30 protein-coding genes and 3 pseudogenes are annotated in these 24,079 nt (G+C 49.6%); 24 read left to right on the top strand and 9 right to left on the bottom strand.

The genetic code is table 11. The annotated features are described in order from the left end of the window. A partial coding sequence (locus tag AC286M_RS01985) for a TetR family transcriptional regulator (protein WP_488202785.1) occupies window positions 1–398 on the bottom strand: 398 nt, incomplete at its 3' end. 372 nt (window positions 399–770) lie between these two features. Between AC286M_RS01985 and AC286M_RS01980 the strand changes: the two genes are divergently transcribed. From AC286M_RS01980 to AC286M_RS01935, 10 genes and pseudogenes are all read left to right on the top strand, one after another. Then, window positions 771–890, top strand: a complete 120-nt coding sequence (locus AC286M_RS01980) for a 4Fe-4S cluster-binding domain-containing protein (protein ID WP_488202784.1) — start codon at window positions 771–773, stop codon at window positions 888–890. Between the two features lie 7 nt (window positions 891–897). Next, window positions 898–1,338, top strand: a complete 441-nt coding sequence (locus tag AC286M_RS01975) for a 4Fe-4S single cluster domain-containing protein (RefSeq protein ID WP_488202783.1) — start codon at window positions 898–900, stop codon at window positions 1,336–1,338. A 123-nt stretch (window positions 1,339–1,461) separates the two neighbouring features. Further along, entirely contained in the window at window positions 1,462–1,887 is a 426-nt protein-coding gene (locus AC286M_RS01970) for a hypothetical protein (RefSeq protein WP_488202782.1), read from the top strand. Further along, complete coding sequence (locus AC286M_RS01965) at window positions 1,781–2,800, top strand: coiled-coil domain-containing protein (protein ID WP_488202781.1); 1,020 nt, start codon at window positions 1,781–1,783, stop codon at window positions 2,798–2,800. The genes AC286M_RS01970 and AC286M_RS01965 overlap by 107 nt, the downstream gene beginning before the upstream one ends. Window positions 2,801–2,952: 152 nt before the next feature. Next, a complete protein-coding gene (locus AC286M_RS01960; RefSeq protein WP_488202780.1) occupies window positions 2,953–3,249 on the top strand; it encodes a hypothetical protein in 297 nt (98 codons plus the stop codon). 204 nt (window positions 3,250–3,453) lie between these two features. After that, a complete protein-coding gene (locus tag AC286M_RS01955; RefSeq protein ID WP_488202779.1) occupies window positions 3,454–3,816 on the top strand; it encodes a hypothetical protein in 363 nt (120 codons plus the stop codon). Beyond that, window positions 3,770–4,286: pseudogene (locus AC286M_RS01950) on the top strand (leucyl aminopeptidase family protein). Before AC286M_RS01955 ends, AC286M_RS01950 begins: the two are co-directional and overlap by 47 nt. A 213-nt stretch (window positions 4,287–4,499) precedes the next feature. Continuing rightward, entirely contained in the window at window positions 4,500–4,682 is a 183-nt protein-coding gene (locus AC286M_RS01945) for a hypothetical protein (protein ID WP_488202778.1), read from the top strand. Then, a complete protein-coding gene (locus tag AC286M_RS01940) occupies window positions 4,645–4,824 on the top strand; it encodes an AhpC/TSA family protein (RefSeq protein ID WP_488202777.1) in 180 nt (59 codons plus the stop codon). Before AC286M_RS01945 ends, AC286M_RS01940 begins: the two co-directional genes overlap by 38 nt. A 111-nt stretch (window positions 4,825–4,935) precedes the next feature. After that, window positions 4,936–5,274: an AhpC/TSA family protein gene (locus tag AC286M_RS01935; RefSeq protein ID WP_488202776.1), complete on the top strand. Its 339-nt coding sequence runs from the start codon at window positions 4,936–4,938 to the stop codon at window positions 5,272–5,274. A gap of 10 nt (window positions 5,275–5,284) precedes the next feature. Here AC286M_RS01935 and AC286M_RS01930 read toward each other — a convergent pair. Continuing rightward, window positions 5,285–5,791, bottom strand: a pseudogene (locus tag AC286M_RS01930) (DUF1877 family protein). 301 nt (window positions 5,792–6,092) lie between these two features. On the opposite strand from AC286M_RS01930, the gene AC286M_RS01925 reads away from it, so the two are divergent. Further along, window positions 6,093–6,230, top strand: a complete 138-nt coding sequence (locus tag AC286M_RS01925) for a hypothetical protein (protein ID WP_488202775.1) — start codon at window positions 6,093–6,095, stop codon at window positions 6,228–6,230. 30 nt (window positions 6,231–6,260) lie between these two features. After that, entirely contained in the window at window positions 6,261–6,731 is a 471-nt protein-coding gene (locus AC286M_RS01920; protein ID WP_488202774.1) for an STAS domain-containing protein, read from the top strand. A 393-nt stretch (window positions 6,732–7,124) separates the two neighbouring features. Here the strand turns inward: AC286M_RS01920 and AC286M_RS01915 are convergent, their stop codons facing one another. From AC286M_RS01915 to AC286M_RS01895, 5 genes and pseudogenes are all read right to left on the bottom strand, one after another. Next, window positions 7,125–7,265 carry a pentapeptide repeat-containing protein gene (locus AC286M_RS01915; protein ID WP_488202773.1) on the bottom strand — a complete coding sequence of 47 codons (141 nt, stop codon included), beginning with the start codon at window positions 7,263–7,265 and terminating at the stop codon, window positions 7,125–7,127. After that, a pseudogene (locus tag AC286M_RS01910) lies at window positions 7,249–7,440 on the bottom strand (pentapeptide repeat-containing protein); the annotation flags it as partial. The gene AC286M_RS01915 and the pseudogene AC286M_RS01910, both read right to left, overlap by 17 nt. A gap of 613 nt (window positions 7,441–8,053) precedes the next feature. Continuing rightward, a complete protein-coding gene (locus AC286M_RS01905; protein WP_488202772.1) occupies window positions 8,054–8,311 on the bottom strand; it encodes a ssr2422 family thylakoid membrane protein in 258 nt (85 codons plus the stop codon). A gap of 43 nt (window positions 8,312–8,354) precedes the next feature. Continuing rightward, window positions 8,355–8,885 carry a hypothetical protein gene (locus AC286M_RS01900; RefSeq protein ID WP_488202771.1) on the bottom strand — a complete coding sequence of 177 codons (531 nt, stop codon included), beginning with the start codon at window positions 8,883–8,885 and terminating at the stop codon, window positions 8,355–8,357. Window positions 8,886–8,893: 8 nt separating this feature from the next. Next, the gene (locus AC286M_RS01895) at window positions 8,894–9,268 is read right to left on the bottom strand and encodes a hypothetical protein (RefSeq protein WP_488202770.1); all 375 of its coding nucleotides are present in this window, start codon (window positions 9,266–9,268) and stop codon (window positions 8,894–8,896) included. Window positions 9,269–9,388: 120 nt separating this feature from the next. Between AC286M_RS01895 and AC286M_RS01890 the strand changes: the two genes are divergently transcribed. From AC286M_RS01890 to AC286M_RS01875, 4 genes are all read left to right on the top strand, one after another. Next, window positions 9,389–9,952 carry a hypothetical protein gene (locus tag AC286M_RS01890; RefSeq protein ID WP_488202769.1) on the top strand — a complete coding sequence of 188 codons (564 nt, stop codon included), beginning with the start codon at window positions 9,389–9,391 and terminating at the stop codon, window positions 9,950–9,952. Continuing rightward, entirely contained in the window at window positions 9,918–10,229 is a 312-nt protein-coding gene (locus AC286M_RS01885) for a mechanosensitive ion channel domain-containing protein (RefSeq protein ID WP_488202768.1), read from the top strand. The genes AC286M_RS01890 and AC286M_RS01885 overlap by 35 nt, the downstream gene beginning before the upstream one ends. Before the next feature lie 303 nt (window positions 10,230–10,532). Further along, window positions 10,533–11,657, top strand: a complete 1,125-nt coding sequence (locus AC286M_RS01880; RefSeq protein WP_488202767.1) for a mechanosensitive ion channel family protein — start codon at window positions 10,533–10,535, stop codon at window positions 11,655–11,657. A gap of 170 nt (window positions 11,658–11,827) precedes the next feature. Then, complete coding sequence (locus tag AC286M_RS01875) at window positions 11,828–12,313, top strand: hypothetical protein (protein WP_488202585.1); 486 nt, start codon at window positions 11,828–11,830, stop codon at window positions 12,311–12,313. Between the two features lie 35 nt (window positions 12,314–12,348). Here AC286M_RS01875 and cobA read toward each other — a convergent pair whose 3' ends face one another. Beyond that, window positions 12,349–13,110, bottom strand: a complete 762-nt coding sequence (gene cobA / locus AC286M_RS01870) for a uroporphyrinogen-III C-methyltransferase (RefSeq protein WP_488202766.1) — start codon at window positions 13,108–13,110, stop codon at window positions 12,349–12,351. A gap of 482 nt (window positions 13,111–13,592) precedes the next feature. Between cobA and AC286M_RS01865 the strand changes: the two genes are divergently transcribed. From AC286M_RS01865 to AC286M_RS01830, 8 genes are all read left to right on the top strand, one after another. Continuing rightward, a complete protein-coding gene (locus tag AC286M_RS01865; RefSeq protein WP_488202765.1) occupies window positions 13,593–15,350 on the top strand; it encodes an L-lactate permease in 1,758 nt (585 codons plus the stop codon). Between the two features lie 22 nt (window positions 15,351–15,372). Continuing rightward, on the top strand, window positions 15,373–16,203 hold the full coding sequence (locus AC286M_RS01860; RefSeq protein ID WP_488202764.1) for an alpha/beta hydrolase: 831 nt from the start codon (window positions 15,373–15,375) through the stop codon (window positions 16,201–16,203). 744 nt (window positions 16,204–16,947) lie between these two features. Beyond that, window positions 16,948–18,957, top strand: coding sequence for a cache domain-containing protein (locus tag AC286M_RS01855; protein WP_488202763.1), 2,010 nt, complete (start codon window positions 16,948–16,950; stop codon window positions 18,955–18,957). A gap of 1 nt (window position 18,958) precedes the next feature. Further along, a complete protein-coding gene (locus tag AC286M_RS01850) occupies window positions 18,959–20,755 on the top strand; it encodes a putative bifunctional diguanylate cyclase/phosphodiesterase (protein WP_488202762.1) in 1,797 nt (598 codons plus the stop codon). A gap of 42 nt (window positions 20,756–20,797) precedes the next feature. Continuing rightward, window positions 20,798–20,962 (top strand): hypothetical protein, encoded by a 165-nt coding sequence (locus AC286M_RS01845; protein WP_488202761.1) that lies wholly within the window; start codon window positions 20,798–20,800, stop codon window positions 20,960–20,962. Then, window positions 20,955–21,398, top strand: coding sequence for an IS200/IS605 family transposase (gene tnpA / locus AC286M_RS01840; protein WP_488202591.1), 444 nt, complete (start codon window positions 20,955–20,957; stop codon window positions 21,396–21,398). The genes AC286M_RS01845 and tnpA overlap by 8 nt, the downstream gene beginning before the upstream one ends. Further along, the gene (locus AC286M_RS01835; protein ID WP_488202592.1) at window positions 21,385–21,669 is read left to right on the top strand and encodes a hypothetical protein; all 285 of its coding nucleotides are present in this window, start codon (window positions 21,385–21,387) and stop codon (window positions 21,667–21,669) included. Before tnpA ends, AC286M_RS01835 begins: the two co-directional genes overlap by 14 nt. Before the next feature lie 334 nt (window positions 21,670–22,003). After that, entirely contained in the window at window positions 22,004–22,567 is a 564-nt protein-coding gene (locus tag AC286M_RS01830) for a DUF697 domain-containing protein (RefSeq protein ID WP_488202593.1), read from the top strand. A gap of 113 nt (window positions 22,568–22,680) precedes the next feature. Here the strand turns inward: AC286M_RS01830 and AC286M_RS01825 are convergent, their stop codons facing one another. Then, window positions 22,681–23,469 (bottom strand): NYN domain-containing protein, encoded by a 789-nt coding sequence (locus AC286M_RS01825; protein WP_488202594.1) that lies wholly within the window; start codon window positions 23,467–23,469, stop codon window positions 22,681–22,683. Window positions 23,470–24,079: the final 610 nt, after the last annotated feature.

Here is a 24,079-nt window from a genome sequence, read left to right as displayed (position 1 = left end):
GGGGCATTTTCGTCAAACGCCGCCTTCGCCCGATCCGCCGAAACGTTGAGTGGAGACTGGAGCTGGTCTTCTAGCAGCGCCAAGAATAAATCGCTCTTACTGGAAAAATGCCAGTAGACCGCACCTTTCGTCAGTTCCGCATCGGCTGCGATTGCATCTAGCGTTGCCCCCGCATAGCCCGACTGAGCAAACACCTGCTTGGCCGATTCTAAAATACGGCTGCGGGTATCTAGCGGTGGCTCAGCATTGGGTTGGGCTTTGCTAAGAAATTCTCGGAGCTGCTGCTTGTCGCCAATGTAGCGGCGAGCCGTTGGCCAGCTCACCCCAGCTTCGCGGGCAATATCCGTTAGGCTAATTTGGTTGTAGGGGTTGGTCTTGGGCCAAACGTTGAGCAGCATCAAAAACGCGATTGCGAAGAGTCATGGAGCAATGGTGAGCACATCGTCTCGAAAAAGGTAGGCGCTTTTAGATTTATAGACTGACCAGTATGTTTTATACATTGTGAGCAATAGCGATCGCAAACAGCGATTGCCACTGCTTAATTTCAGTATCTCCATGCCGCTGCCAATGTCCCACCCAAGTTTATGGAGATAGGCAGAAGTTAAACAGCAGAAGTTAAACAAAGGTGAAAACCCCTGCCTTCATCCCCGTAAACAAGCAAAGATAGAAATAGGCAAAGCTGAGGAGATTTGACCCATGCCGCAATCACCCAAACCACAAACAAATCCCTATCTTTCCCTGGTTGAAATTCGCAGGGGTATCTGAACCTGATGGGCTATGTTGATGAATCGGAAGTCAACGGGCCAGGTTGTCGAGCCGCTGTCTGGGGCCAGGGCTGCATGGGCGAGTGCCCAACCTTAAACCCGGAATCTCAGTCATTCGAAAATTAACCAGCTTATGTCGATTGATACGCTGGTCAAAAAGATTCTCAGCAATCCGCGTCATGAAGGCGTGACGTTTTCCGGTGGCGAACCGTTTTGGCAAGCGCCAGCTCTGGCCGAAGTCGCGCGGCGAGTCAAAGCTGCCGGGTTGAACGTCATCTGCTTCACTGGCTTTACGCTGGAGCGTCTACAGTCCGACTATGCACCTGCCGGAGCCGAGGATTTACTCAGCCAGCTCGATATCTTGATTGACGGCCCCTACGACGAGTCGCTGGCCATCGAAGATCCCAATACGCCGATTGCATCCACCAATCAGAAAATTCGCATTTTCAATCCAGCCCTGCGCGATCGCACCGACTGGGCCAGCGACCAAGTCGAGATCGATATCTTCCGTGACGGCAGCGGTCTCGTTGCCGATCACCACGGACACATGCAGGTCGTGGAAGCACCGGAATGAGTTAACCCCTCAGCACGTCCTGCTAGCACAGAGATTCCAATTGTCAATTGCTAAGATCACAGCAAGAGCGCACGACCTGTGACAAGGTCGAGATAATCAGGGCAATTGCACACATGAAACTTTATGAATGAAGGGCAACGACTGGACAATTGGCGATCTGGCCAGAATACAGGATCCCTCATTCGTGCTGCCAGCATTTTGCTGCTTTCTGGCGGAGCCACATTGGGCCTAATTTATGCCAGCTTTTGGGCCAGCTACAGCGGCAATCGGTTAAATGAAACGAGATCGGGTACCTCGCCCTCTTTTGCGCAAGAGCTGCAGGATTGGCGACGAGATACGACAGCCTTTCTCATCCGCGCCGAACCCAATCCAGGCTTAGATCCACGCAGCATTACCTATACAGCACTTACGATCGCAGGTTTAGGTGCAGGATTACTCGTGTTTGGACTGCTGGAGCGAGCCAATCATCGGTTACGACTCGCGCAGGCGGAGTGCGATCTGCAACTGGCAGGCTTACCAGCAGGCGCTCCAGGAAAAAGCGCAGGTTGAGGACTATGCCACCACATTAGCCACGCAGCATCACCAATTGATACAGGCCAAGACTGCCAAACAAGTTGAGCTGCAAGCCACCAAAGAGGTCATCCAAGCACAGCGCGATCAAGCGCTACAGGAACTAGACCAGGCCAACGCTAGGGTTGAGCAGGTCACAAACCAGTATCAGCAAGCCTTAGCCGAGAAAGCCGAGCTTGAAGCTCAGATTCAGCAGCTAGAAAGCAGCATTCAGCAAGCTCTGAGTGAGAAAGCAGACGCTGAAGCACAGATTCGGCAGCTAGAGGCGGAAAAGCGACGCTGGCTTGAGTATATTGAGCGATCGCAAACTGATGACTATAAAGCGCTGCATCAGCAGTACGAGACGCTCCAGCAGCAGGCTCAAAACCAGGAGACAGAACTCACTCGGCTGCAAAGCCTGAACCAGCAGTTACAGCAGAAGATTGATGCACAGGATATCCAGATTCAGGCCCAGTACGAGCAGTATGAGCAGTATGGGCGAACAGAGATCAATCGGGCTCAACCAGCCGCTAACCTGGAAACCGCAATTGTGCTGTGCTCTAGTGAACGCGATCTGTATGACAATGAAAAGCGAGATTTGATACTCGAAATTTTGAATCCATACAGTCCCAACCTGCTCGAAAACAGTCGGCGGCAGCAGATCCGGCAAGATATTCTAAACGCCAATCAGCCCACCGACCGTCGAGCCGAAATTGCCGGAGAGCTGCGCCATCTCTTTTGGGACTACCGCAGCATGAAGTCATCCATTCGTAATTCGCTCAGTGCGCTGGGGTTTGAGCTGATCGAAGACGGTACCCACTACAAAATTGTCTTCCAGCAGGACAATCGCTATCAGATTACCTTTTCCAAAACCAGTAGCGATCGGACAGCCGGTACGCAACATCGTCAGTGAAATTCGGCGTCGCCTGCTGTAGCAAATATCGCCTCGGGAACTTGATACAGGGTATGAGTATTACGTTATGCTGACTGCTAGCGACTCTTAGCCACCTTTAGTTCCTTTTTAGTTCCTTAAAGCAATCATGTCCGTGTCCAATTCTGTTCCCATTGTTCTCGTTAATCAGCAGTCAACTGAGCAAACACTTTGCTGATCATCAAACCTGGATTAACCTTTCGCAATTTAAGGCTGACCCTGGCACGTTTTGTTTGCTTCCAGATGCCAATGGCGGAATTAAACAGGTATTAGCGGGGCGTGGTGACGCCTTAGATACCTGGACACTGGGCAATCTGGCAGCGAATTTGCCACCCGCTGATTACCATCTGGCTGATGATCGTCAGTGCAGAAGAGGCTACGAAACTCTGCCTGGGCTGGCAGTTGGGCCAATACCAGTTTCTCAAATATAAAGAAAACGGCTCCAAACCAGCGGGCAAACCGCCACGTCTCCCGAATCGGCAGATCAGGACTACATTGAAGCGGCTACGGCAGCAACATACCTGGTACGGGACTTGATTAACACCCCAGCCAACGATATGGGGCCAGCCCAATTGGCGGACGCCGCATCTGCGATCTGCAAAAAGTCCACGGCGCAGAGTTTCAGGTGATCACGGGTGAGAACCTGCTCGATCAGCAATACCCCATGCACTCCTTACGCCGTTGGTAAGGCCAATGCTCAACCCCCTCGCCTAATTGACATCCGCTGGGGCAGCACTGACGCGCCTAAAATCACCCTCGTCGGCAAAGGCGTCTGCTTCGATACGGGTGGCCTAGATATCAAGCCCGCCGCTGGCATGAAGATGATGAAGAAAGATATGGGCGGTGCCGCACAGGCGCTCGGCCTAGCCAAGCTAATCATGCAGATGAAGCTGCCTGTGCGGCTGCGCGTTTCTGATTCCCGCCGTCGAAAACAGCATCGCCGAAAACGCCATGCGCCCCTCCGATATACTGCAATCCCGCAAGGGCATTACCGTTGAAGTGGGCAACACCGACGCCGAAGGTCGCCTCGTCCTGGCCGATGCCCTCTGGGAAGCCAGCAGCGAATCCCCCCAGTTGCTGGTCGATTGCGCTACCCTCACCGGAGCCGCCCGCGTCGCCTTGGGTACAGAACTGCCCGCCTTTTTCTGCAACGATGCAGCCATCACTGAGCAGTTTGAACAGGTGGGACTACAGGTAGACGATCCACTCTGGCCCCTGCCGCTGCACGAACCCTACCGAGAAATGCTAAGTAGCAAAATCGCCGATATCAGCAATATCGGCAACGAATCCCTACGGCGGAGCCATCACGGCAGCCCTGTTTCTGCGCGAGTTTGTGCAGCCATCAACTCCTTGGATTCACATTGACTTCATGGCCTGGAACCTGCGTAGCCTACCCGGTCGCCCCGAAGGCGGTGAAGCAATGGGCCTGCGTGCCCTATTTGAACTCATTCGCCGCAGGATAGGATAACGTTTCTCAAATAAATAACCAGAAGATAAGATGACATTCCTTAGAATTGTGAATTAAATAACCTGTAAACCGTTCCACTTCGTAGGGACACGGCATTGCCAGTGTCCCGACCCCAAAATTTCCACCTTATCCACGTTTCTTGACTAGATAACCCAAGATACCCATCCACCCATCCACCCCTCTACTCATCCACCCACCTGACCCATCCATTCCATGACACTCTACGAAACCCTTCACCAAACCCAGCGGGAACGGGTCAGCACTGGCGAGACGCAGTCCATTCTCAGCGGTTGCGAGTCAGCCAGTCGCATTCTGGTTCTGATTTGGCCGCAGTTCGGCGATTTCGACAGCCTGGAATATGCCCGGTGGCTCCAGCGAGAAGCCGAGCTGGATTAAGGCTCAGGGCATCACCATTCGCGCCGTTGGCATTGGCGATCGCACATCTGGCCAGCGGTTTTGTCAGTTCACGGGTTTTCCCACTGATCAGCTTTTTGTTGATCCCAAAGGCCGAACTACACCAGCAGATCGACCTGTATGAAGGACTCTCCACCAAGCTGCCCGGACTCTCAGCACCGCAAAATGCGTGGCTGAACCCTGATGCTTATGTGTGCAGGTATCGGTAGCCCCGGAACGCTCAAGGAAGTCCTGCGTGGCTACACGGGCGATCGGCAAGCTCCCACAGCTCATCCCCGATGACCAAGCTGTCCGCACGGGTGAATTGCCGCCGATGAAAGGTTCCTTCTTTAAGTTCGCAGGCGGCAAGGGGTTCCAGCGCCCCTTTGAACTGGCCACCCTGCGCTTACGCAACATGGCCGAGGTGCTGGGCAACTGGTCAACCTATGTCCCCGACGCCAAGTACCTCACCCAGCGGGGAGCCACGTTTGTATTTGATGGTCAAGGGCAGTTGCTGTATGAATACCGCGATCCAGCGATTCTCGGGTTTGCAGAGAATAAGAGTGAGCCGCTGGCGTTTTTGAAAGGGCTATAGATTCAGTTGATTACATACAAGCAATGAGCACGACGTTGCTGTCAGCCGCCGATTTTTGAAAGAAGTCTACCAAAGATGGATACAAAACGCGGAGAAACTGAATTTCAGCCTCAACCTCCTCTTCATCCCAATCGCCACCACGTCCTAAAGGATAAATTCCTGCGTCGTTAAAGCTTTCAGCACTACATTTGGCTGTAAGAGCTTCTAAAGAAATCTCGCTTAATGCTTCAGCAACTAAAGCAACTTCATCAGGTTTCAGATAGCGCACCTAACGCCATACGTGCATTCAAACTGAGTCGGCGTTCCACCCATAACGACACTGCCGAGGGGAGGATCAGTGAATGCTTCATCGTCTCAGCCCAGCATCGTCAGTTAAAAGATAGTGAATAACATGCCATGATTTTTCTAGACTAAACGGTGGTTCGTCTTCGAAAAACAACTGCATTACCTGGTAATCGTCTTTTAACTGCTCAAAGTCTTCAGGGGAAATTGCCTTGTAGTCAACTGTAATGCTCATCGTTTTTATATGCTTTGTATGTATCAGCAGCGCGATCTCAGATTGTAAAAACGAATATACTGCATCGACTTTGGTTCAGTTTCATCAGTGTGATCCGCTAATCTGGAATGGATCTGGAACAAACAACTATGAATAGGTTTTATCGTGGCTAGATTATCAGGCGACAATCCTTGCGTTCCGGCAACTATTGATAGTGGTTTATACTTATCGTTGATTTATATTAATCTGAGTCAGCTCGCACCAATTTGAGCTATTGCCTGTTTGGGATGGTGATTTTGGATGTGCGATTTTGGATGTTGGTTTGAGTTGTAGATGTGCGATTGCAGGATATGCCGGTGTTCTGGCCGCTGGGCATTTTGCTGCTGAACGACTGGAGCGCTCAAGTACCAATGGCGGCACTGGTCGCAGCGATGATTATGGTGTCAATCAGCACGTTTAGAACTGGGCTTCGATTCGCAACGTGCGGATTGTGCCCAAAAGCGAAACGGCGGTCATGGTGACAACGGTTGTGGTTACGATCGTGACTCACAACTTAGCCATTGGTGTGATTATAGGCGTAGCGCTGAGTGCCATCTTCTTCAGCCGCAAGATAGCAGCACTGATCTCGGTAGGTTCCAAGCTCTCTGGGGATGAGACGGCGCGAACTTACTTTGTGAATGGTCAAATTTTCTTCGTTTCCGTGGAGAACTTCATCAACTCGTTCGACTGCCGCGAAAAGCTGGAGCAGGCGACAATCGACCTCACCCACGCTCACCTCTGGGATCAGTCAGCAGTGGATGCTGTAGATAAGGTTGTCCTACGCATCCGCAAGCGGGGCGTTGCGGTTGACCTGATTGGCCTCAATGAAGCCAGTGCAACGCTACTGGATCGGCTGGCAATTCATCACAAGCCAGATGCGCTGGATAAACGCGGGAATGCACTAAAGCTTGATTCACGTTGATTTTAACCAGAGCCAGTCCGTTTGGATCGGCTCTTTTTTATCGATAGTTGAGGTGCGATTGCACTTTTGCCCGTCGAGACCTCTTTTGTCTGCCTGCTTATCGGTTCTCGGCGTTAGCCAACTCGTCTTAACCGTTTGGGATAACCGGAGGGATGATTCATCTAGTGCTTGGATCTCGGATGAACCTATAAGCGTAGTGCCATACATTTGCCAATCAAGAATCATAAGAGACAAGTTGATAGCGGTATTTAAGCCATAACTTTGGGTGTGTGGGCATTGCCCACACACCCAAAAATTATTACCTTTTGCAGGACTCCCGACAAGTTTACCGCCGCATTGCGGTAGCAAACTCGTCTCTTGGAACTCTACAAACTTGAGCACCCCAATGAATGGCTAATCGATTGGATATTCTGAGACAAAATAGCGCCTCTGAATCATAGCCTGCTTTAGATCAACGCCGCTCAAGTCTACGTTTTGAAGATTGGCTTGCGTCAGGTTTGTGTTCGTTAAAATCGCACCCGTTAAACCCGGCATCTGTCAAGTTGGTGCGGCTAAGATTCGAGTTAGATAAATTAGCTTTAGCGAAATTAGAGCCCCTCAAATCAGCACCACTCAAATTGACGTTTCGTAAGTTAGCGCCAATGAAATTGAGATTGCGAAAATCTCGCTGGCCTGCTGCATAACGACTCAGCAGTTCTTTGGCATACATGGGTTTGGCAAGCATATGGATCAAAAATCAGTGATAACAGCTTCTATGGGTAGTCTTCTCAAACAATTCAAACCGAGCATCCGCCGCCGCCGCGTGTCATATCGAGCTACGTAGCCAACTGAAAAAAACTCGTGCGGAGATAAATAACGCTATCGATTAGATCAGAATATTCTTCAAGGGGTTGCTGAAATTCGATATTGTTGCGATCTCGGCAACTGTCGCGATAAGCAGCGACAGCCTGATCGTATTTAGTAAGCAGAATTGCTCATTAGGGTCCCTCTCAATCGCAGCGTAGGTACCGCCCAGGTAGCAGACGCATGGCGCTCAAACTAACAGTACGCTACCTAGCTTTGATTTCCCTAACTCTAACACGCCCTTGAATTTTACACAGACCAATCGAGCCATCTAAAGATTCTCTTCCAAACCTGCTTTGATGAAGACCAGTTCTACAAACCGAACGCTACAGATGAGATCAGTGCTGAGTGATCAAGCTGAGTGATCAAGCTGAGTGATCAATATGCCTGACTCTCGCCTTACTCTTTCGAGCGCCCAGTACTGAGTGTTGAGGTGTAGCCATAATCTAGAGCATCGGTATCAGAACGTGCAGGTTGGCTTATTTGACGAGGGTGCTGACAATGATGGTTAAGGTTGCAGTAGCGATTAGGCCAAAGGCCAGATTGACGACCTGCGTAGACTCCTTCTGATAGGTATCGACTCGGATATTAGTTTGGGCTAGTTCCTGTTTCAGGCCATCAACTTCAGTTTTGAGTCCATCAACATCTGTTTTGAGTCCATTAACGTCAGTGGTTAATCGCTCTAGTTGCTCTAGGACGGTTGTTTGGAATTGATCAGAAGTGTCGCTGGCTTGCATGGTGATGTGCGATCTGCAGATCTCTGGATAGTTTTATTGTAGGTCAAGCGATTATCTGCGATAGGAGAAACGGGGCGCGTTTCAGGCAAGCCGAGCGAAACGCACGGCGCAGTTCAGCCGTGCCGTTTTGCTCGTACCAGCGACCGTGAGCCAGGATCACTCTTTCCGGTTGCCACTGTAGGATTTGCTGCAAGCATTGACGAGCTTGAGCCTTGCGGCCCCAGAAGGTGAAACGCAGATCAATTGGGGCTTTGCCGTCTGGATCAACGCTGCCTGACAGCTTCATCAGCCAGCGAAACGGGTAAGCGACTTTACTGGCTTCAAAGTTTTCAATCAAATCAGCCAGGATGAGCGTGTTGCTCGAACGGTGAAAAAAGACGACTTCATCCATAAAGCGACTGCCGCGAAAGATAAGCTGGTCGAGCTGTTCAGCCCACTGGGGTGGCGGTTCATCAGTCAGGTCAGCATCGAACGAGACGGCAATGTTCTGCCGCGCAGCTCGCTCTCGCACCCCAGGCTGATGCCCAAGCAGTCGCTTTTGGATAGGCTTCTGCCCACGCACCAATGTGGGCATAGTGAATCTTATTGGGGCGAAACCAGATGCCGGACTGAACCAATTGCGTCGATCTGCGCCTTCAGCTCCGGCGTCAGTTCAGTGGGAGAGTGGCACCACAGCTCGTTGTTGTCCAGTCGCACGATGGTCATGCGGGTGGAAAAGGGAATCGTCGTACCGTACATGGCCATGCTGACCACTGGCCCGTCTACAATCCAAATATTCTCGTCAACGGGTTTGAGTGTGTTGATGGGTTCATAAAGTGCGATCTCGCATCTGTATTCATACTCGTGTACCTGATCGCCATAACATCCTAGTCCGCGCTCATTCCGCACTGACTTCGCACTGACACAGTAGCCTGCGATTGCAGATGCGGAGTGGGGATAATTGCATTTGTAGGGCAAGCACAATCCTGTTGCTTTAGAGTTGCTTTAGAGCGTCTCCGTGGGCACTTCTAGGCATTCATCAGCAACTCGGTTAGTCACGTAAGAGGGAAATATGATCAGTACGTCTTCTAAAAGCCATTGGTCTGGACATTCGATTTACCGGATGTGTTAATTAGCATTGTGGTGGTGCTGCTGAGTTTGATCCTCTTGCTCGCCGTACTTTGGAGCATTTCTCTATCGCGGTCAAAGTGGCTCCATCTGACACAGCCCCTCGCTCAGCAATGGGGTCTAGTGGAACCGTTAGAAGCGATTCGGACAGTTGTGTATCCCTATCGGATTTGGTTAGCCATCGTTGTCATTACCACCCTGGTCGATTTAGTCGTATTGTCCTATCCAATTCCGCTCTGGTTAGCTTGGCTGGAAATTGGCTTAAGTTTTGTGCTAGCCGTCAGTGCCGCTGTTTTAGGATTCAAGCTGTTTGACAAATTATTCGATGCCTATCTGTTGGGCGCAACGCTAGAAGACGGGAGCCAAATCAACACGGAACTGCTGACTCTAGGAAAGTTCGTTGCTAAAGCGGTAATTGTGCTGATGATGGTGTTCTGCTTTGCTCAGGCGCATCAATATAACCTAGTGGGATTATTTGCCAGTCTGGGAGTCGGTGGCTTTGCGATCTGCATTTGGATCGCAGAAAATTATTGAGCAAATCCTCTGGAGCATCGTGCTGTATATTGATCGGCCCTTTACCGTTGGCGATCATATCCATCTGCCGGATCGGACACTGGGTAAAAGCGGAGTCTACGGGCTGGCGATCGCAACCAAAATTCGCTTGTCTGGTAAAAATACACTGATGGTCGTACCCGACAGTAACCTGGCTCAGGTTAGTATTGAGAACTTAACCAACGCCCAGCGGGTGATTTCTATGGTGACGCTGACGTTTTTCCGATCGATGTCGAGTGAAGAACAAAAAGGTCTTTAATTGAGCAACTGCCGTCTGGAACAGCACGCGCGATATTTTGGGCATCGACCATCAGCTGAACCCAGGTCAATCTTGAAACCCTCAGTAGCCCATCGGGGCAACCGTACGTTCAGGCTCAGGTGATCTTTTTTATTCTGGGCGCGACCGCAACGTCAATGGAACTACGCAAAGGATTGTTGGAAATGGCGCGGGAGAATATTATGAAGCAGCTGACAGATGTACGACGTTAGTTTTGACCTTAAAGAAAGCAGTATTGACGTCAATCAACCGATGAATGTTTAGGCTCGGCGCGATAGATAAGCAATGGTGCAGCTCGACCCGGAAATCCTGAACTATGTCTTGGAGCTGATGGCAAGGCTAGGGTTGTTTTCATTGGCTGTCGCCATCTCTCCCTTCGTTGGTCGATGGCTGCTTAATCTAATCAAGCGGGGCCTGAAGCTGCTGGAACGCCGCAACCTTATCGATAGTCACATCGCTTATGAAAAGCTAATTCGCACCTATCGAACATCCCTTACGCTGATTGGGGCGTTTTTATTCATTGCTGTTGCCCTTAATCTGCTCATCCAGTATGAAGACCTCTATAGTTTTTTGGGCGTTTTTGTTTACACCACGCTATCTATCGGTCTGGCTTGGTTCGCGTTGAGGCTGGCTCGGCAGTTTATCCATCAAGCGGTGATCAGCCTGGTCAATCGCTGGTTTGGGGAAGTCAATGAAGTCGTCTTGATTGTTGAGACTCTTGTCTATGTGCTGATTGTTGTGTTGGCGATCATCATTTTTGCGATCGGTCTACGGGTCAATCTGGTTGCGCTGGCCGCGAGCGTTGGTCTGAGCGGCGTTGCGATCGTATTTGCGGCTCAGCAAACCCTTGAGCGACTGTTTGGCACATTGGAACTGTATCTGGATCGTCCATATGTCTCCGGTGAGTATATTCGCGTCAACTTCAATCCCTATGGTGAAGATGTCTATGGTTTAGTGGAAGCCATCGGTTTACGCTCCACCAAAATTCGGATTGTGGCCCAAAATACGATGATGATTGTGCCGAATTCGACAATGGCTAGTAAAAACATCGAAAATGTCAGTCGCGGTAAAAAGACGATGGCCATGTTGTGTCTCGACTTTTCCAGGCCGCTGCGGCTTGATGAGCAGGCATTGGTGACGCGGACGATTGAGCAGGAAAGCCGACTGTTCTGGGGGTTTGATAAGACCAGTACGCGAGTTCAATATGGCACGACTGATGATGTGGAAAATCCGGCAACGCGGGCGCGGGTGTTTTTCTTTATTTCCAGCCCGTCCCAGAATTCTTTAGAATTGCGAAAACGACTCCTTGAGTTGGCAAATTCTGCGATTGCGCAAAAGTTAGCGGCTCAAAACCTGAACTTTGTGGTTCCAGAACCGACCGTCTACATTGATTCCCCCATGACGCTTTGATGCCTAATGTGATATCAAATCCGTGTATAAGAACCCATTCATTTTCCGCAAAATGCTTGTGGAGCAAGCATTTTGCGGAAAATGAATGATGGGGTTTCAACCGGATTTCATATTAGTACCTAGTATGAGTGCCCAGTATAAATCCCAACCATCGCTGTTTGCTGACGATCATGAATACTCCACCTCCGTCTGAACCCAGTTTCAATCAGCCCAATGCCCAAAACCGAGACGATATCCTGATCAGCCTCCAAGAGCAGCAGCACAATCTCAAGCTTAGTGTGGAGGAACTCCAGAAGCGCACTAATCAAATGCGGGGGTTAGTGCAAACGCTGATTACTGGGCTCGTGATTTCGGTTGTGCTGGCGATCGGGATTACCGGATGGTTTGCTTACCGCTTACTGGTGCAGGAGCAGATTGTCCAGCGAGAGACGACGCAGGCGGCTGAAGCGAATGCCGAATTGCTAGAACAGTTGGAGACAGTTGAGACTCAGCTACAGCGCCAGCAGGAGCAGCTAAAAACTTTGCGAGATACGGTTCCAGATGAGCTGGCTACGCTAAATGATACGATTCAATCCCAGCAGCGGCGGTTAGAACTGCTGCAAGACCAAATTCAGCAAATGGAAACCCCAGCAGACGCTCCAGAGGAAGATAGTTGATGTTTGGGAATTTTCGATAGGCTACTCCCCTATATTCATTTTTCTCTCTTTGAACGATGACGCGCTCCCTTGACGACTGCACCAATCACCGCTACGGCTGGTGCTTCAAACCCAGTTTCCTCTACCTGCTGCACGATTGAGCCAAGCGTGCCCCGTAGCTCCTGCTGATCGGGACGGGTGCCCCAGCGAATTAGCGCAATTGGCGTATCGGTGGCGAGGCCAGCGTTAATCAGCTCCTCAGTGATGTGGGGCAGATTGTGGACGCCCATGTAGACCACAATCGTTTCCGAACCATGTGCGATCGCACTCCAGTTGACTTGTGGACGATATTTACCAGCGGACTCATGCCCAGTGACAAAGGTAACGGAAGAACTGTAGGAACGATGGGTTACGGGAATGCCGATATAGGCAGGAGCTGCAATCCCAGCCGTGATTCCTGGTACCACTTCGACGGGCACTCCAGCCTGCACCAAATCTTCCATTTCTTCGCCGCCCCGGCCAAACACAAAGGGATCGCCCCCCTTCAACCGCACGACAATAGCATTGGACTGAGCTTTTTCAATTAAGATTTGCGTCGTGGTTGCTTGCGGTAAAGAATGCCGACCCCGTCGCTTGCCTGCGTGAATCTGTTCGGCATTCGGGTTAATCATCGCCAAAATTTCGGGGCTGACCAGCGCATCGTAGACAACGACATCGGCATGCTCCAGTAGCGTTTTGCCCTTCAAGGTGAATAACCCTGGATCGCCAGGGCCAGCACCAACTAAGTAAACTTTGCCGAGGGGGGTGGATGAACTCATACAGGATACGAATGGCCTACGAATTGCAGAATAATCAAGAAAGTTGTTTTTGAAGCCGGAGTTGCACTAGATGCGATCGCATCGCACGTTAAAGCGACTGATCGAACAAGCACACTATTCTAACCTTTCATCCAACCTCTAGTGTATTGAACATAGATGCATTCAAATGTAAATACAGACACGGCAGCCAAGCTGAATAACAGGACATGCTGACAGTGGGTGAATGGCTTGCCATAGTCCTAACGTTAGGAAAAACAGATCTTAATTTTGGTTAACATAGATACAAAATAGCCGATATTATGCGATTTTTGCATGTCTGGTATGGACTAATCGCATTTAGCGCGAATGGTGACCGCAAATTGCGCACCGATCAGGCAGAGATCGCGGATTTACGTGGATTTGCAACGTAGACGATACGGCGCTAAAACGATGGCATTGGCTAGACTGCTTGTGTCGTCAAATGTCGTCGTTTACGTTGTCTCATGGGACTTCTCCTCTACTCGCTGATTGCCCTGCTGCCCATTGCGACGGTCTTTTTGCTGTTAGTTGTGGCGCGGCGACCAGCGGGGCAAGCCATGCCCATTGCTTATTTGGTAACCGTTGTTATTGCGCTACTGATCTGGCAAGTTCCGCTTGTCGAAGTGGCCGCCGCCAGTATTCAGGGATTAGTGGCCGCCGCTGAAATTCTCTACATTGTGTTTGGCGCTATCCTGCTGCTGAATACGCTGCAAGAATCCGGTGCGATCGCATCTATTCGCCAGAGTCTGCTAGGTATCTCCCGCGATCGGCGGGTGCAGGTATTAATCATTGCCTGGCTGTTTGGCAGCTTTATCGAAGGCGCATCCGGCTTCGGGACGCCTGCGGTGATCACCGTGCCGCTGCTAGTGGCGATTGGCTTTCTGGCAATGGCTGCTGTGATGGCTGCTTTGATTATCCAAAGTACGCCCTCCACCTTTGGCGCAGTCGGCACACCGATCATTATTGGTATTGATACCGGATTACAAGGTGTACCCACCGTTGAGCAGCAGCTTGGCGATTTGGGACTCACTCAGCCGCAGTATCTAGAGGCGATTAGCCAATGGGCTGGCCTGTTTCACGGCATCATCGGCACCTTTTTGCCCCTGGTGCTAGTCATGGTGATTACGGCAGGATTTGGGGTACGGCAGTCTTGGCGAGACGGTTTAGCCGCCTGGAAATTTGCCCTGTTTGCGGGGCTGGCGTTTACGATTCCCTACACGCTGACGGCGGTCTTCCTGGGGCCGGAATTCCCGACTCTGATTGGTGGTCTGGTTGGACTCGGCATCGTCATTCCCAGCGCCAAGCGGGGGTTTCTTGTGCCCAAGCAAACCTGGGATTTTCCACCGCCCGATCAATGGTCAGATAGCTGGTCGAATCAAGCAGAATTACCCAATGAACAACCTCATAAACTGTTAAATCAACAATCAGCAGAAACATCTCAATCGAGCTGTGATGTCCGGTTTCAGCTAGCTCCCACATCCGAACGCCGACCTCAAACGATGCCTGCTCTACTGGCCTGGTTGCCCTACATCTTGCTTGGCGCAATTTTGATGTTGACTCGGTTTGAATTTTTGCCCATTCGAGACTGGCTCCGAGCTGCCACACTGAGCTGGAGCAACGTTCTAGGCACGGACGTGACAGTTTCCACTAGGCCGCTCTATCTGCCGCCAACTGTGTTTCTGATCGTAGTGGCAATTACCTTTTTCATCCACCGGATGAAGCCAGCCTCAATGCAGCGAGCCGTGGGGCTAGCGGTACCGATGCTGCAAAAGACGACCTTGGCTTTGGGAGCCGCAGTGCTGATGGCGCGAGTCTTCATCAATACAGGCGTGAATGAGTCGGGCTTAGTCAGTATGCCCTTGACTCTCGCAGACGGCATGGCTGCATTAGCGGGTCAGCTCTGGCCGCTGTTTGCTCCCTGTGTTGGCTTAGTAGGTTCCTTCGTTGCGGGCAGCGTCACTGTCAGCAACCTGATGTTTTCCCTGTTTCAGTTTGGAGTAGCGCTCCAGATTGGCGTGTCCACTGCCGTTGTGCTGGGACTACAGTGCGTTGGAGCATCGGCAGGCAACATCATCTGTGTCTCCAATATCGTGGCGGCAGAGGCAACGGTTGGCCTGATCGGTCGCGAAGGCTTACTGATTCGGCGGCTGTTGTTGCCTACGTTGTATTACATTGTCCTGGCGGGAATTCTGGGATTGTTGGCTCTGCAATTCACGATATAAAGCCAAACATTGGTAAACCCATATGAATATCAATCGGGCAACGCTCCGAAAAGTGCTGATTGGCGAATTCACCTGGAAGCGATGGGTGCGATCGCCGTTGTTCATCTACACGTTTTTTGCGCTTTACGTCTATTTTCGGGCCGACAGCATGATTTTTCTGCCCCAGCCCGCCAGCTACTCGGATACGGAAGAGATTCTGAAAGTCCCTGTCAATGAGACAGAAGAGATTTCGGCAGTTTATTTACCAAACGCACAAGCCACCTATACGCTGCTCTATATTCACGGCAACGCGGAAGACTTGGGCCACATTCGTCCCATTCTCGATCAACTGCATAGCTGGGGCTTCAGCGTCTTTGCCTACGACTATCGGGGATATGGCACCAGTGATGGCAAACCCGATGAGCGTCGCGCCTATCAGGATGCGGATGCTGCTTACACCTACCTGACGCAACAACTCAACATTCCATCGGAGCAAATTATCGTCTACGGTCGCTCTGTGGGTGGTGGGTCAGCAACGGAACTCGCGACTCGATATCCCACAGCCGGATTAATCCTAGAAAGTACCTTTACTTCGGCGTTTCGCGTTGTTGTACCTTTTCCTCTACTGCCATTCGATAAGTTTGCCAATCTGCGCAAGTTGGATGACGTTGATCAGCCCGTTCTGATTATGCACGGAGAGGTCGATCAAACCATCCCCTTTAAGCATGGTCAAACGCTCTATGAATCGGCTCCACAGCCCAAAGCTTTTCTCTGGATTGCAGAGGCTGGGCACGACGATTTTGCCTGGGTTGCAGGCGATCAGCTTAAGCAAGCGCTGATGTCGTTTCAAGAGCTGATCGAAATGCAGGATTGAATAATTTTCAGCCACCGTAGGATGCATTAGCCGTAATGCATCCTACAAGATATGGGTATTATTAGTTTCCTACTTCTTAAAAGATCTTTTGAATAACAATTAATATTTATTAATCTACTACCTTAAAAGGTATTTTTCTCTTCAAGAAACTTTTGGTAAAAAAAATATACAAAGAAATAAGGTGATTAAGTATAAACTTGATCTTGAAAATTGTAATTTAATCTGACTGCCAGGTTTTAGAGTCAAGATCGCTAGAAGGCGATTGACATAAGCTTTTCACGGAAATATGACTTTGGATCTCGATGATGAAACTCATATTACAAGATGAGTAGAAAAAACGTTGTTTTATATCTTGGTGAAGCTATAGGAGACATTAATTCTACTCGCGTTTTAGAGATCTATTAAATTCGTTTTTGATTGTCAATCTCTGCTAAATGATACGTTCAAAATTAGCTTAAACATATCGATGTTCCCCAAAGGTGAATCCTGAGAATTCGCGTAAGTTTACATATCTTTCAAAACCAATTATCTTGGTAGCTAGTCTCGTACGTTGCCCAAACAGCAAAAGAGCGCTTTTGTCGGCGAAATTGTCTCTTGAGAGATTAATTTGCGCGACGCAGCTACGAGTAGGGCTAGAGTTTTGAGTGCGGTTTAATCAGACCAATTGAGATGCGCTATGTGTGTTCCGTTAGTGCAAATTCCTTCTATCGTCCATAGCTTCTCGCCGCTCATTTCTACGTCCTTATGAATCGACTTGTTACAGCTTGGACGGGTGCCAGTCTGGGTGTTCGTCTTGGAATCGCGTTTGGCAGTATTACTATCCTGCTGTCCGCCATCTTAGGTCGGATCTCCGGCAACTTAGCTGAAGAGCAAATCAAGCAGGATATTGGTCAGGATTTGACCCAAATTGCTCAGCAGATGGCAGGTAGTTTAGATCAGAATCTATTTGAGCGATATCGCGAAATTCAGATTATTGCAGGATTAGAACCGTTTCGTAATCCGCAAACTCCCGATGCCGAGATACAGGCTATTCTTGATACGTTGCAGCGTACTTATTCAATCTATGCCTGGATTGGCTTTGCAGATCAGCAGGGTACTGTACAAGCCAGCACGCAAGGAATTCTAGAAGGCGTTAGCGTTGCCCAGAGAGATTGGTTTGTGCAAGCTCAGGAACAGCCGTTTGTGGGGGATGTGCATGAAGCCGTACTGCTGGCGGAACTGCTGCCCAATCCCACCGAGACTCCGCTGCGATTTGTTGATGTGGCCAGCCCGGTGCGCGATGCTGACGGCAACTTTCAGGGCGTACTGGGGGCTCACCTGAGCTGGGCTTGGGCTGAAGACGTGAAGACGACGCTGCTCAATATGCCAGATGCTGAAGACAAGGACATTTTGGTTGTCGATCAGTTTGGCACGGTGTTACTTGGGTCGGAGCGGTGGCAAGGACAAACGCTGGAACTGGAAAGCCTGCGTCTAGCGGGTGTTGCAGATTCGGGCTACACGGTTGAACGCTGGCCAGATGGCAACACCTATCTGGTTGGTTTTGTTGAGAGCCAGGGATACCTGACCTATTCTGGCTTGGGCTGGACGATTTTAGTGTATGAGCCTGCAGCCATCGCATTTAGTCCGGCTCGGACGCTGTATTGGCAAATTCTGATTGGTGGCGTGGTGCTGGGTAGTGGCTTTGCGGTCATTGGCTGGTTGGCGGCTAGTCTGATCACCAAACCACTGCTGAAGATTGCGATCGCAGCCGATCAAATCCGAGCAGGCAACCGTCAAGCCAAACTGCCCAAAACGAGCGGACGGAGCGAAATTACTCGCTTATCCCGCGCGTTAAATCAACTGCTGACGAATCTCCTCAATCAAGAACAAGAACTCCAAATCGCCAATGCCAATCTGGAAGCCCAGCTCGAAACCCTGCGGCAGACGGAACAGTCTCTACAGCGCGATCGCAAACAGCTCCAGCAAATTGTGGACGGCATCGAAGATCCCCTGCTGCTGCGCGAGATCAACACTGGCAAAATGATTTTTTGCAATGCAGGGTATAAGCGGCTGTATAGCGATCCAGATACAGACTACACAACTCCAGACACGTGGCTACAGTATGTGCATCCCAATGATCGAGACTGGGTGGCGCAAAAGATTGACCTTGAGGTTCAAGGTATTTCGTTTATCAATGAGGAGTATCGAACTGTCGATGTCAATGGTAGCGTCCGCTGGATTTGGGATCGCTCTTTCCCAATTCGAGATGAGACGGGAAGGGTGTATCGCTATGTCGTGATCAAGCGAGACATTACCGATCTGAAACGCTCGCATGAGATGCTGCAAAGCCTGATGGAGGGCACAGCAGCCGTCACGGGCCGAGCATTTTTTGAAAAGCTGGTGCAGTATTTAGCGGTTGCCTTGGATGCCGATTACGTCTTTGTGGCCGAGCGGATTGGAGCTGAGCCATCTAGATCTCAACCATCAGACTCTGAGCAAGCTGGAGAACGATTACAGACCATCGCGTTTTGGGCGCAAGGGCGGCTCCGACCCAATATTGCCTATCGTCCCGATAACACGCCCTGTGCGGTTGTGCTGCGAGAGGGCAGATACTGCTGTAATCATCAGGTATCCCAGGTGTTTGCGGATAATCTTTACCTGCCGCAGCTAGAAGCCGAAAGCTACGCGGGGGTAGCCCTGATCAACGCTGCCGGAGACGTGTTAGGAACACTCAGCGCAATTAGTAAAAAGCCATTGTGCGATCGCGCTGACTGACATGACGATTTTGCAGATTTTTGCCAACCGAGCAACGGCTGAATTGGAGCGGCGATATTCCCAAATTGCTCTTCAAGAAAGCGAAACTCGCTTTCGCTTACTGGCCGAAAACGTCAAAGACTTAGTCTGTCTGCACGATGTATCCGGTCGATTTCTCTATCTCAGCCCGTCCTGTCAGTCCCTCCTTGGATTTGAGCCGGGTGAGCTGATTAGCAGTCATCCCTATCGCTACTGCCATCCTGATGATCGCGCATTGGTGCGGCTACAGCTCAAGCACTCGGCCAGCGGCGATCGTTCCGATCCTCTGGTTTATCGATGCCGCCAAAAGGACGGCAGCTATATCTGGCTAGAAACCTTGATTAAGGTCATTCCAGCTTCTGCCAATGCTCCGGCCTACATCCAAACCAGTTCCCGCAACATCACCGACAAAGTTTTGGCCCAGCAGCAGCTTGAGCACGGTGCCACCCACGACAGCCTGACCGGACTGCCGAATCGAGCTTTGCTGCTAGAGCGGCTGGATCTGGCCATTGAGCGGGCAAAGCGCCATGCCGATTTTTACTTTGCGGTGCTGTTCGTTGATTTAGATCGGTTCAAGATTATCAACGACAGCTTGGGCCATTCGATGGGTGATCAGCTATTGCGGATTGTGGCCCAGAAGCTAGAGCAGATGACGCGCGACATTGATTTGTCGGCACGGATTGGTAGCGATGAATTTGTCCTGCTGCTGGAAGACATTGAGGGCTTGAAGACGGCAGTGCAAGCGGCTGAGCAAATTGTGACTGAATTCAAAACGGCGATACCGCTGGCTCAGCAAAATGTGGTGATTGGCGCGAGCGTGGGCATTGTCTTGGGCACGGCTGAACATACAGACGGACTTGACCTGCTCCGGAATGCCGATATCGCTATGTATTCAGCCAAGCATCCAGGCGGATCGCGCTACGCCATTTTCAATCAGGAAATGTATGGGCAAGCACTCCAGCGGCTGGAATTGGAGCATGAGCTACGGCAGGCGTTAGAGCGAGAGGAATTTACACTCCGCTATCAGCCCATTATGACCCTTTCGACTGGCAAGCTAGCTGGCTTTGAGGCACTCGTTCGCTGGCAGCATCCCAAAAAAGGGTTTATTTCCCCAGTCGACTTTATCCCGATTGCCGAAGATACGGGTCTAATTGTGCAACTCGGAGCCTGGGTTTTACGGGAAGCCTGTCGTCAAATGGCGCAGTGGCAGGCCCAGTTTCCGGCAGCGGCAGACCTCAAGATCAGCGTCAATCTGTCGATGAAGCAGCTCAAGGAACCCGAACTGGTGGCTCAAGTAGAGCAGATTTTGCAGGAAACGGGGCTAGCGGGACGCTGTCTAGCCTTGGAAATCACCGAAAGCATGTTTATGGAAGACATTAAAGCGATTAACCAGCGACTGCAAACGCTGAACAGCCTTGCGATTCAAATTAGTATTGATGATTTTGGTACTGGGTTTTCGTCTTTGAGCTATCTGCATTCTCTGTCGGTTGATAATCTCAAGATTGACCGCTCGTTTGTCAGCAATCTATTCAAGAGTCAGCGCAATCTCAGCATTGCCAAAACGATTGTTCGACTGTCGCGCCAGCTTGGTCTAAAAGCGATTGCAGAAGGGATCGAAACACCAGAACAGCTCCAGCAGCTCAAATCATTTGGCTGCGACATGGGCCAAGGCTATTTATTCAACGCCCCTGTAACTTGCGAAGTAGCCGAAACGCTGATCGCTGAAATACATAACGCATCTCATGTTGAGGGCTGCACTGACAGCGGAACAAATGATTGAGTAGCATGTCTGTAATACCTAAACGTTATAAAAGCGGTGACTATGGATCTTCTCATTGCGTCCGTGTTGGCAAGTGCGATCGCACCTGCACCATCTGAACTGCCTGCACCATCTGCATCATCCAATCAACCTGTCGAAACGATAACCGTTGAATCTCTTGGGGTCCATTCCCCGCCGCTCTGCGGCGTAAGATCTAAGAATGAGTGAGTACATCCACAAGAGTCATAACGTAACAGTTTTGCTATACCACTTAGTGTTTCCAGCAAAGTATCGACGGGTTGTGTTTGATGAGCAAGTAGATGCGGTTCTGCGAGAGGTCTGCCTCGAAATCGAGAAACGCTACGAGGTGAAGTTTGTCGAAATTGGAGTGGACAAAGACCATGTCCATTTTCTAGTGCAGTCCGTGCCGACCTATAGTGTGACCAAACTGGTAACGATGCTGAAAAGTTTAACTGCACGAGAAGTCTTCAAACGATGCCCTCAAGTGAAGCAGAAACTTTGGGGAGGCGAGTTTTGGAGTGATGGATATTTTGCGAGTACAGTAGGCCGCCACGGGGATGAAGGAATGATCGCCAAATATGTTCAAGCCCAAGGCAAAGATTACCTCAAATTGCATCGGGATAATCAACTTGCTCTTTTTTGATTCTGATACCCCGTCCGCTTGCGGCGGGGTATTTCATTCAGCCGAATCAACTGAAACCACCACTCCTGACACTACATCCCAACGATCTGAACCGACCGTTAATCCCAGCCGAGTCACCTGTCCTCCAGGCCAATTTGCCTCAGCCTTTTCCGATGTGTATCCCACCGATTGGGCTTATCAAGCTGTCAACAACTTAGCCAGCACACCACAACAGTGCTTTGATCTGCCGAATCAAGCATCCGGTGATTTTCCCAATGATTGGACACTGTAAACAACGGTCACTTGAGCAATTGGGCACTATAAGCGATCGCAGTTTTTGGAATTTCTCTAAACCTTTGCGAATCTGTATTTCATCAGCTTGTAGAAGGATAAGGACACCTATCCTTCTTGCACATGAAAAGTCTGAGCCGATACCGTTTTTCTAAACTGTGGCTATAGATTAATTTTTAGCACTCAGTCCTCAGTTCTCAGCCCTCAGCCCTAAACTCATTTGTAGCGCTGATGTATAAAACTGGTATTTAAGGACTTGTGCAAGATGGATTTAGTTTGTGGGTAGTTTAAACACAGGCCGCAATTCTCTCACTATTCTTTATCCGGTGATACCGATGAGCCAACGATCTCAAGCCGACGCGATTATTCGTTCCCATGTGCTGTGGGCAATGGGTGGTGGACTGATCCCGATTCCGCTGGTTGATTTTGCCGCTGTCACCGCCATTCAACTGGAAATGCTTCAGCAGCTTGCCCAGCTTTACGGCGTCAACTACAACCGCAGTATGGGTAAAGCCTTTGTCTCTGCCCTCACGGGTACGACGCTGGCTCGCATTGGTGCAAGCTTCATCAAGGCGATTCCGGGCGTTGGCACCTTGATCGGTGGAGCCTCGATGGCCATTACATCTGGAGCCTCTACCTATGCGGTTGGCCAGGTCGCCATCAGCCACTTTTCCAGCGGTGGTTCGCTCAGCAACTTTGTGGAAGAACAGGTGCAGTCGGCGTATGAATCGGCATTTGAGCGCGGCAAGAGCTATGTGTCTGATCTAGAGAACGAACAGGGCGATCAGGCTGCCGATATTTATCAAGCGCTGGCCAAACTCGGTCAGTTGCGAGATCAAGGCATTTTAACTGAAGAAGAGTTTTTGACGAAGAAACAGGAGCTTTTATCTCGCTTGTAACAGTCACAAGTTGCGCTAAACTTCAAAGTAGGCAGATTTCCATCGTGGAGTGATCTGCCTACTCTCATCTTTTTTTAAATGTGTCTAAGAAAACAATGTACAAATTATTTGTTTTATTTTTTAGCTCGAACATACAGTACTTTATTCACTTCTTTGACCTCAAAAATATCTTTCATCTCCTTTACTAAAAGAGAAAGCTTTTTGAATCCATAAGTACGAGAATCAAAATCAGGTTGAAGCTTATTTAAATAGCTACCAAAAGTTCCAAGATTTGCCCATCCATCATCATCACCTGACTGCTCCAAAGCATCCAAAACAAACTGTTTTGGGAAAGCTATTTGTGAACTAGAAGAGTTGTTCTGAGAAGAGTGGATTAAAGAATTCTGTAGCTCATTTGTTTTTTCTGAAATATGTAAATTTTCGCAAGCTGAAGGGCGTAGCAATTCTGTAAAAATAAATTTATGGCAAGCATTCCTGAAAGATTCCGGCGTTTTTTGTTCTCCAAATCCTAGTATAGTGAGACCTTCTTCTCTAATACGCATCGCGAGACCAGTGAAGTCACTATCGCTTGTAACTAAACAAAATCCATCAAATTTTCGTGTATATAACAAATCCATAGCATCAATAATTAGTGTGCTATCTGTTGCATTCTTTCCAGTAGTATACGCAAACTGTTGGACAGGCTTAATTGCATGTTTCTGTAACACTTTTTTCCAAGATGAACTTGCTTGAGTGGTGAAATCCCCATATATGCGTTTAACAGTTGCTTCCCCAAAACGTGCAATTTCAGCAAGAAGTCCTTCAATTACAGCAGCTTGAGCATTATCAGCGTCGATTAAAACGGCTAAGCGAAGTGTAGGTTCTTCGGACTCAATCTTCGCTACCAGCCTAGGAGATGTCATATCTTGCCTCTTTTATTAGCACTTAGAGTTTACACACTTAGAGTGCCCTCAGATTATTCGCAGTTCATCACAAACAAGGTTTTAGACTAAATACTCTTAGAAATTAAGTGCATTTACAACCTGTTCATCCGATAAACCTTCAGCAGCACTTTGGTGGGCAATGAATGACTGCTGGCGATTTCACTTTAGTTTTTGTCAATCCCAAAGTGATTAGCAAATAACTCAATCACTGCCGCATCCGCTTTCCCCTTCTCCAATGGTGCCTGAACCTTCTCACCTAGCTAGCCAATCATCACATCTTTAGACGAAGACGGTACAATTTTGTCCTAAATTTTCCCATTTGTGTCTCTTGAGCGAAGTCAACTCAACACCAAAGCACTGTGTCTGGATAGCGCAAGTTAATCTAGTCTGTGCTGCTGCGAGTTGAAAACGTAAACGCTGGCTATGCATCATCTGATCTTCTAACTTCAGTAGATCACAAACTAACGGAAGAATAGGCATTTCATACCAAAACAATATGAAGCCAAGCATTTTCATGAGCTGAAAGCATTGAATCACAAGCTTTCCAGGCTTTAAGTTATGCTCATCTTCATGGCGGATTGGTATCAGC

The sequence above is a fragment of the Thainema salinarum CENA647 genome (assembly GCF_057732415.1).
Note: the sequence above shows the minus strand (reverse complement) of the source record. Positions and strands in the feature narration are given on the sequence as shown.

What these genes read in the sequence shown, in the direction of transcription:
- AC286M_RS01980 (WP_488202784.1), top strand. Translation starts at nt 771, where the DNA reads ATGGGCTATGTTGATGAATCGGAAGTCAACGGGCCAGGTTGTCGAGCC.
- AC286M_RS01875 (WP_488202585.1), top strand. Translation starts at nt 11,828, where the DNA reads ATGAATACTCCACCTCCGTCTGAACCCAGTTTCAATCAGCCCAATGCC.
- tnpA (WP_488202591.1), top strand. Translation starts at nt 20,955, where the DNA reads ATGAGTGAGTACATCCACAAGAGTCATAACGTAACAGTTTTGCTATAC.
- AC286M_RS01975 (WP_488202783.1), top strand. Translation starts at nt 898, where the DNA reads ATGTCGATTGATACGCTGGTCAAAAAGATTCTCAGCAATCCGCGTCAT.
- AC286M_RS01945 (WP_488202778.1), top strand. Translation starts at nt 4,500, where the DNA reads ATGACACTCTACGAAACCCTTCACCAAACCCAGCGGGAACGGGTCAGC.
- AC286M_RS01905 (WP_488202772.1), bottom strand. Translation starts at nt 8,311, where the DNA reads ATGCAAGCCAGCGACACTTCTGATCAATTCCAAACAACCGTCCTAGAG.
- AC286M_RS01830 (WP_488202593.1), top strand. Translation starts at nt 22,004, where the DNA reads ATGAGCCAACGATCTCAAGCCGACGCGATTATTCGTTCCCATGTGCTG.
- AC286M_RS01860 (WP_488202764.1), top strand. Translation starts at nt 15,373, where the DNA reads ATGAATATCAATCGGGCAACGCTCCGAAAAGTGCTGATTGGCGAATTC.
- AC286M_RS01915 (WP_488202773.1), bottom strand. Translation starts at nt 7,265, where the DNA reads ATGCCGGGTTTAACGGGTGCGATTTTAACGAACACAAACCTGACGCAA.
- AC286M_RS01855 (WP_488202763.1), top strand. Translation starts at nt 16,948, where the DNA reads ATGAATCGACTTGTTACAGCTTGGACGGGTGCCAGTCTGGGTGTTCGT.
- cobA (WP_488202766.1), bottom strand. Translation starts at nt 13,110, where the DNA reads ATGAGTTCATCCACCCCCCTCGGCAAAGTTTACTTAGTTGGTGCTGGC.
- AC286M_RS01865 (WP_488202765.1), top strand. Translation starts at nt 13,593, where the DNA reads ATGGGACTTCTCCTCTACTCGCTGATTGCCCTGCTGCCCATTGCGACG.
- AC286M_RS01970 (WP_488202782.1), top strand. Translation starts at nt 1,462, where the DNA reads ATGAATGAAGGGCAACGACTGGACAATTGGCGATCTGGCCAGAATACA.
- AC286M_RS01940 (WP_488202777.1), top strand. Translation starts at nt 4,645, where the DNA reads ATGCCCGGTGGCTCCAGCGAGAAGCCGAGCTGGATTAAGGCTCAGGGC.
- AC286M_RS01900 (WP_488202771.1), bottom strand. Translation starts at nt 8,885, where the DNA reads ATGCCCACATTGGTGCGTGGGCAGAAGCCTATCCAAAAGCGACTGCTT.
- AC286M_RS01825 (WP_488202594.1), bottom strand. Translation starts at nt 23,469, where the DNA reads ATGACATCTCCTAGGCTGGTAGCGAAGATTGAGTCCGAAGAACCTACA.
- AC286M_RS01845 (WP_488202761.1), top strand. Translation starts at nt 20,798, where the DNA reads ATGGATCTTCTCATTGCGTCCGTGTTGGCAAGTGCGATCGCACCTGCA.
- AC286M_RS01850 (WP_488202762.1), top strand. Translation starts at nt 18,959, where the DNA reads ATGACGATTTTGCAGATTTTTGCCAACCGAGCAACGGCTGAATTGGAG.
- AC286M_RS01880 (WP_488202767.1), top strand. Translation starts at nt 10,533, where the DNA reads ATGGTGCAGCTCGACCCGGAAATCCTGAACTATGTCTTGGAGCTGATG.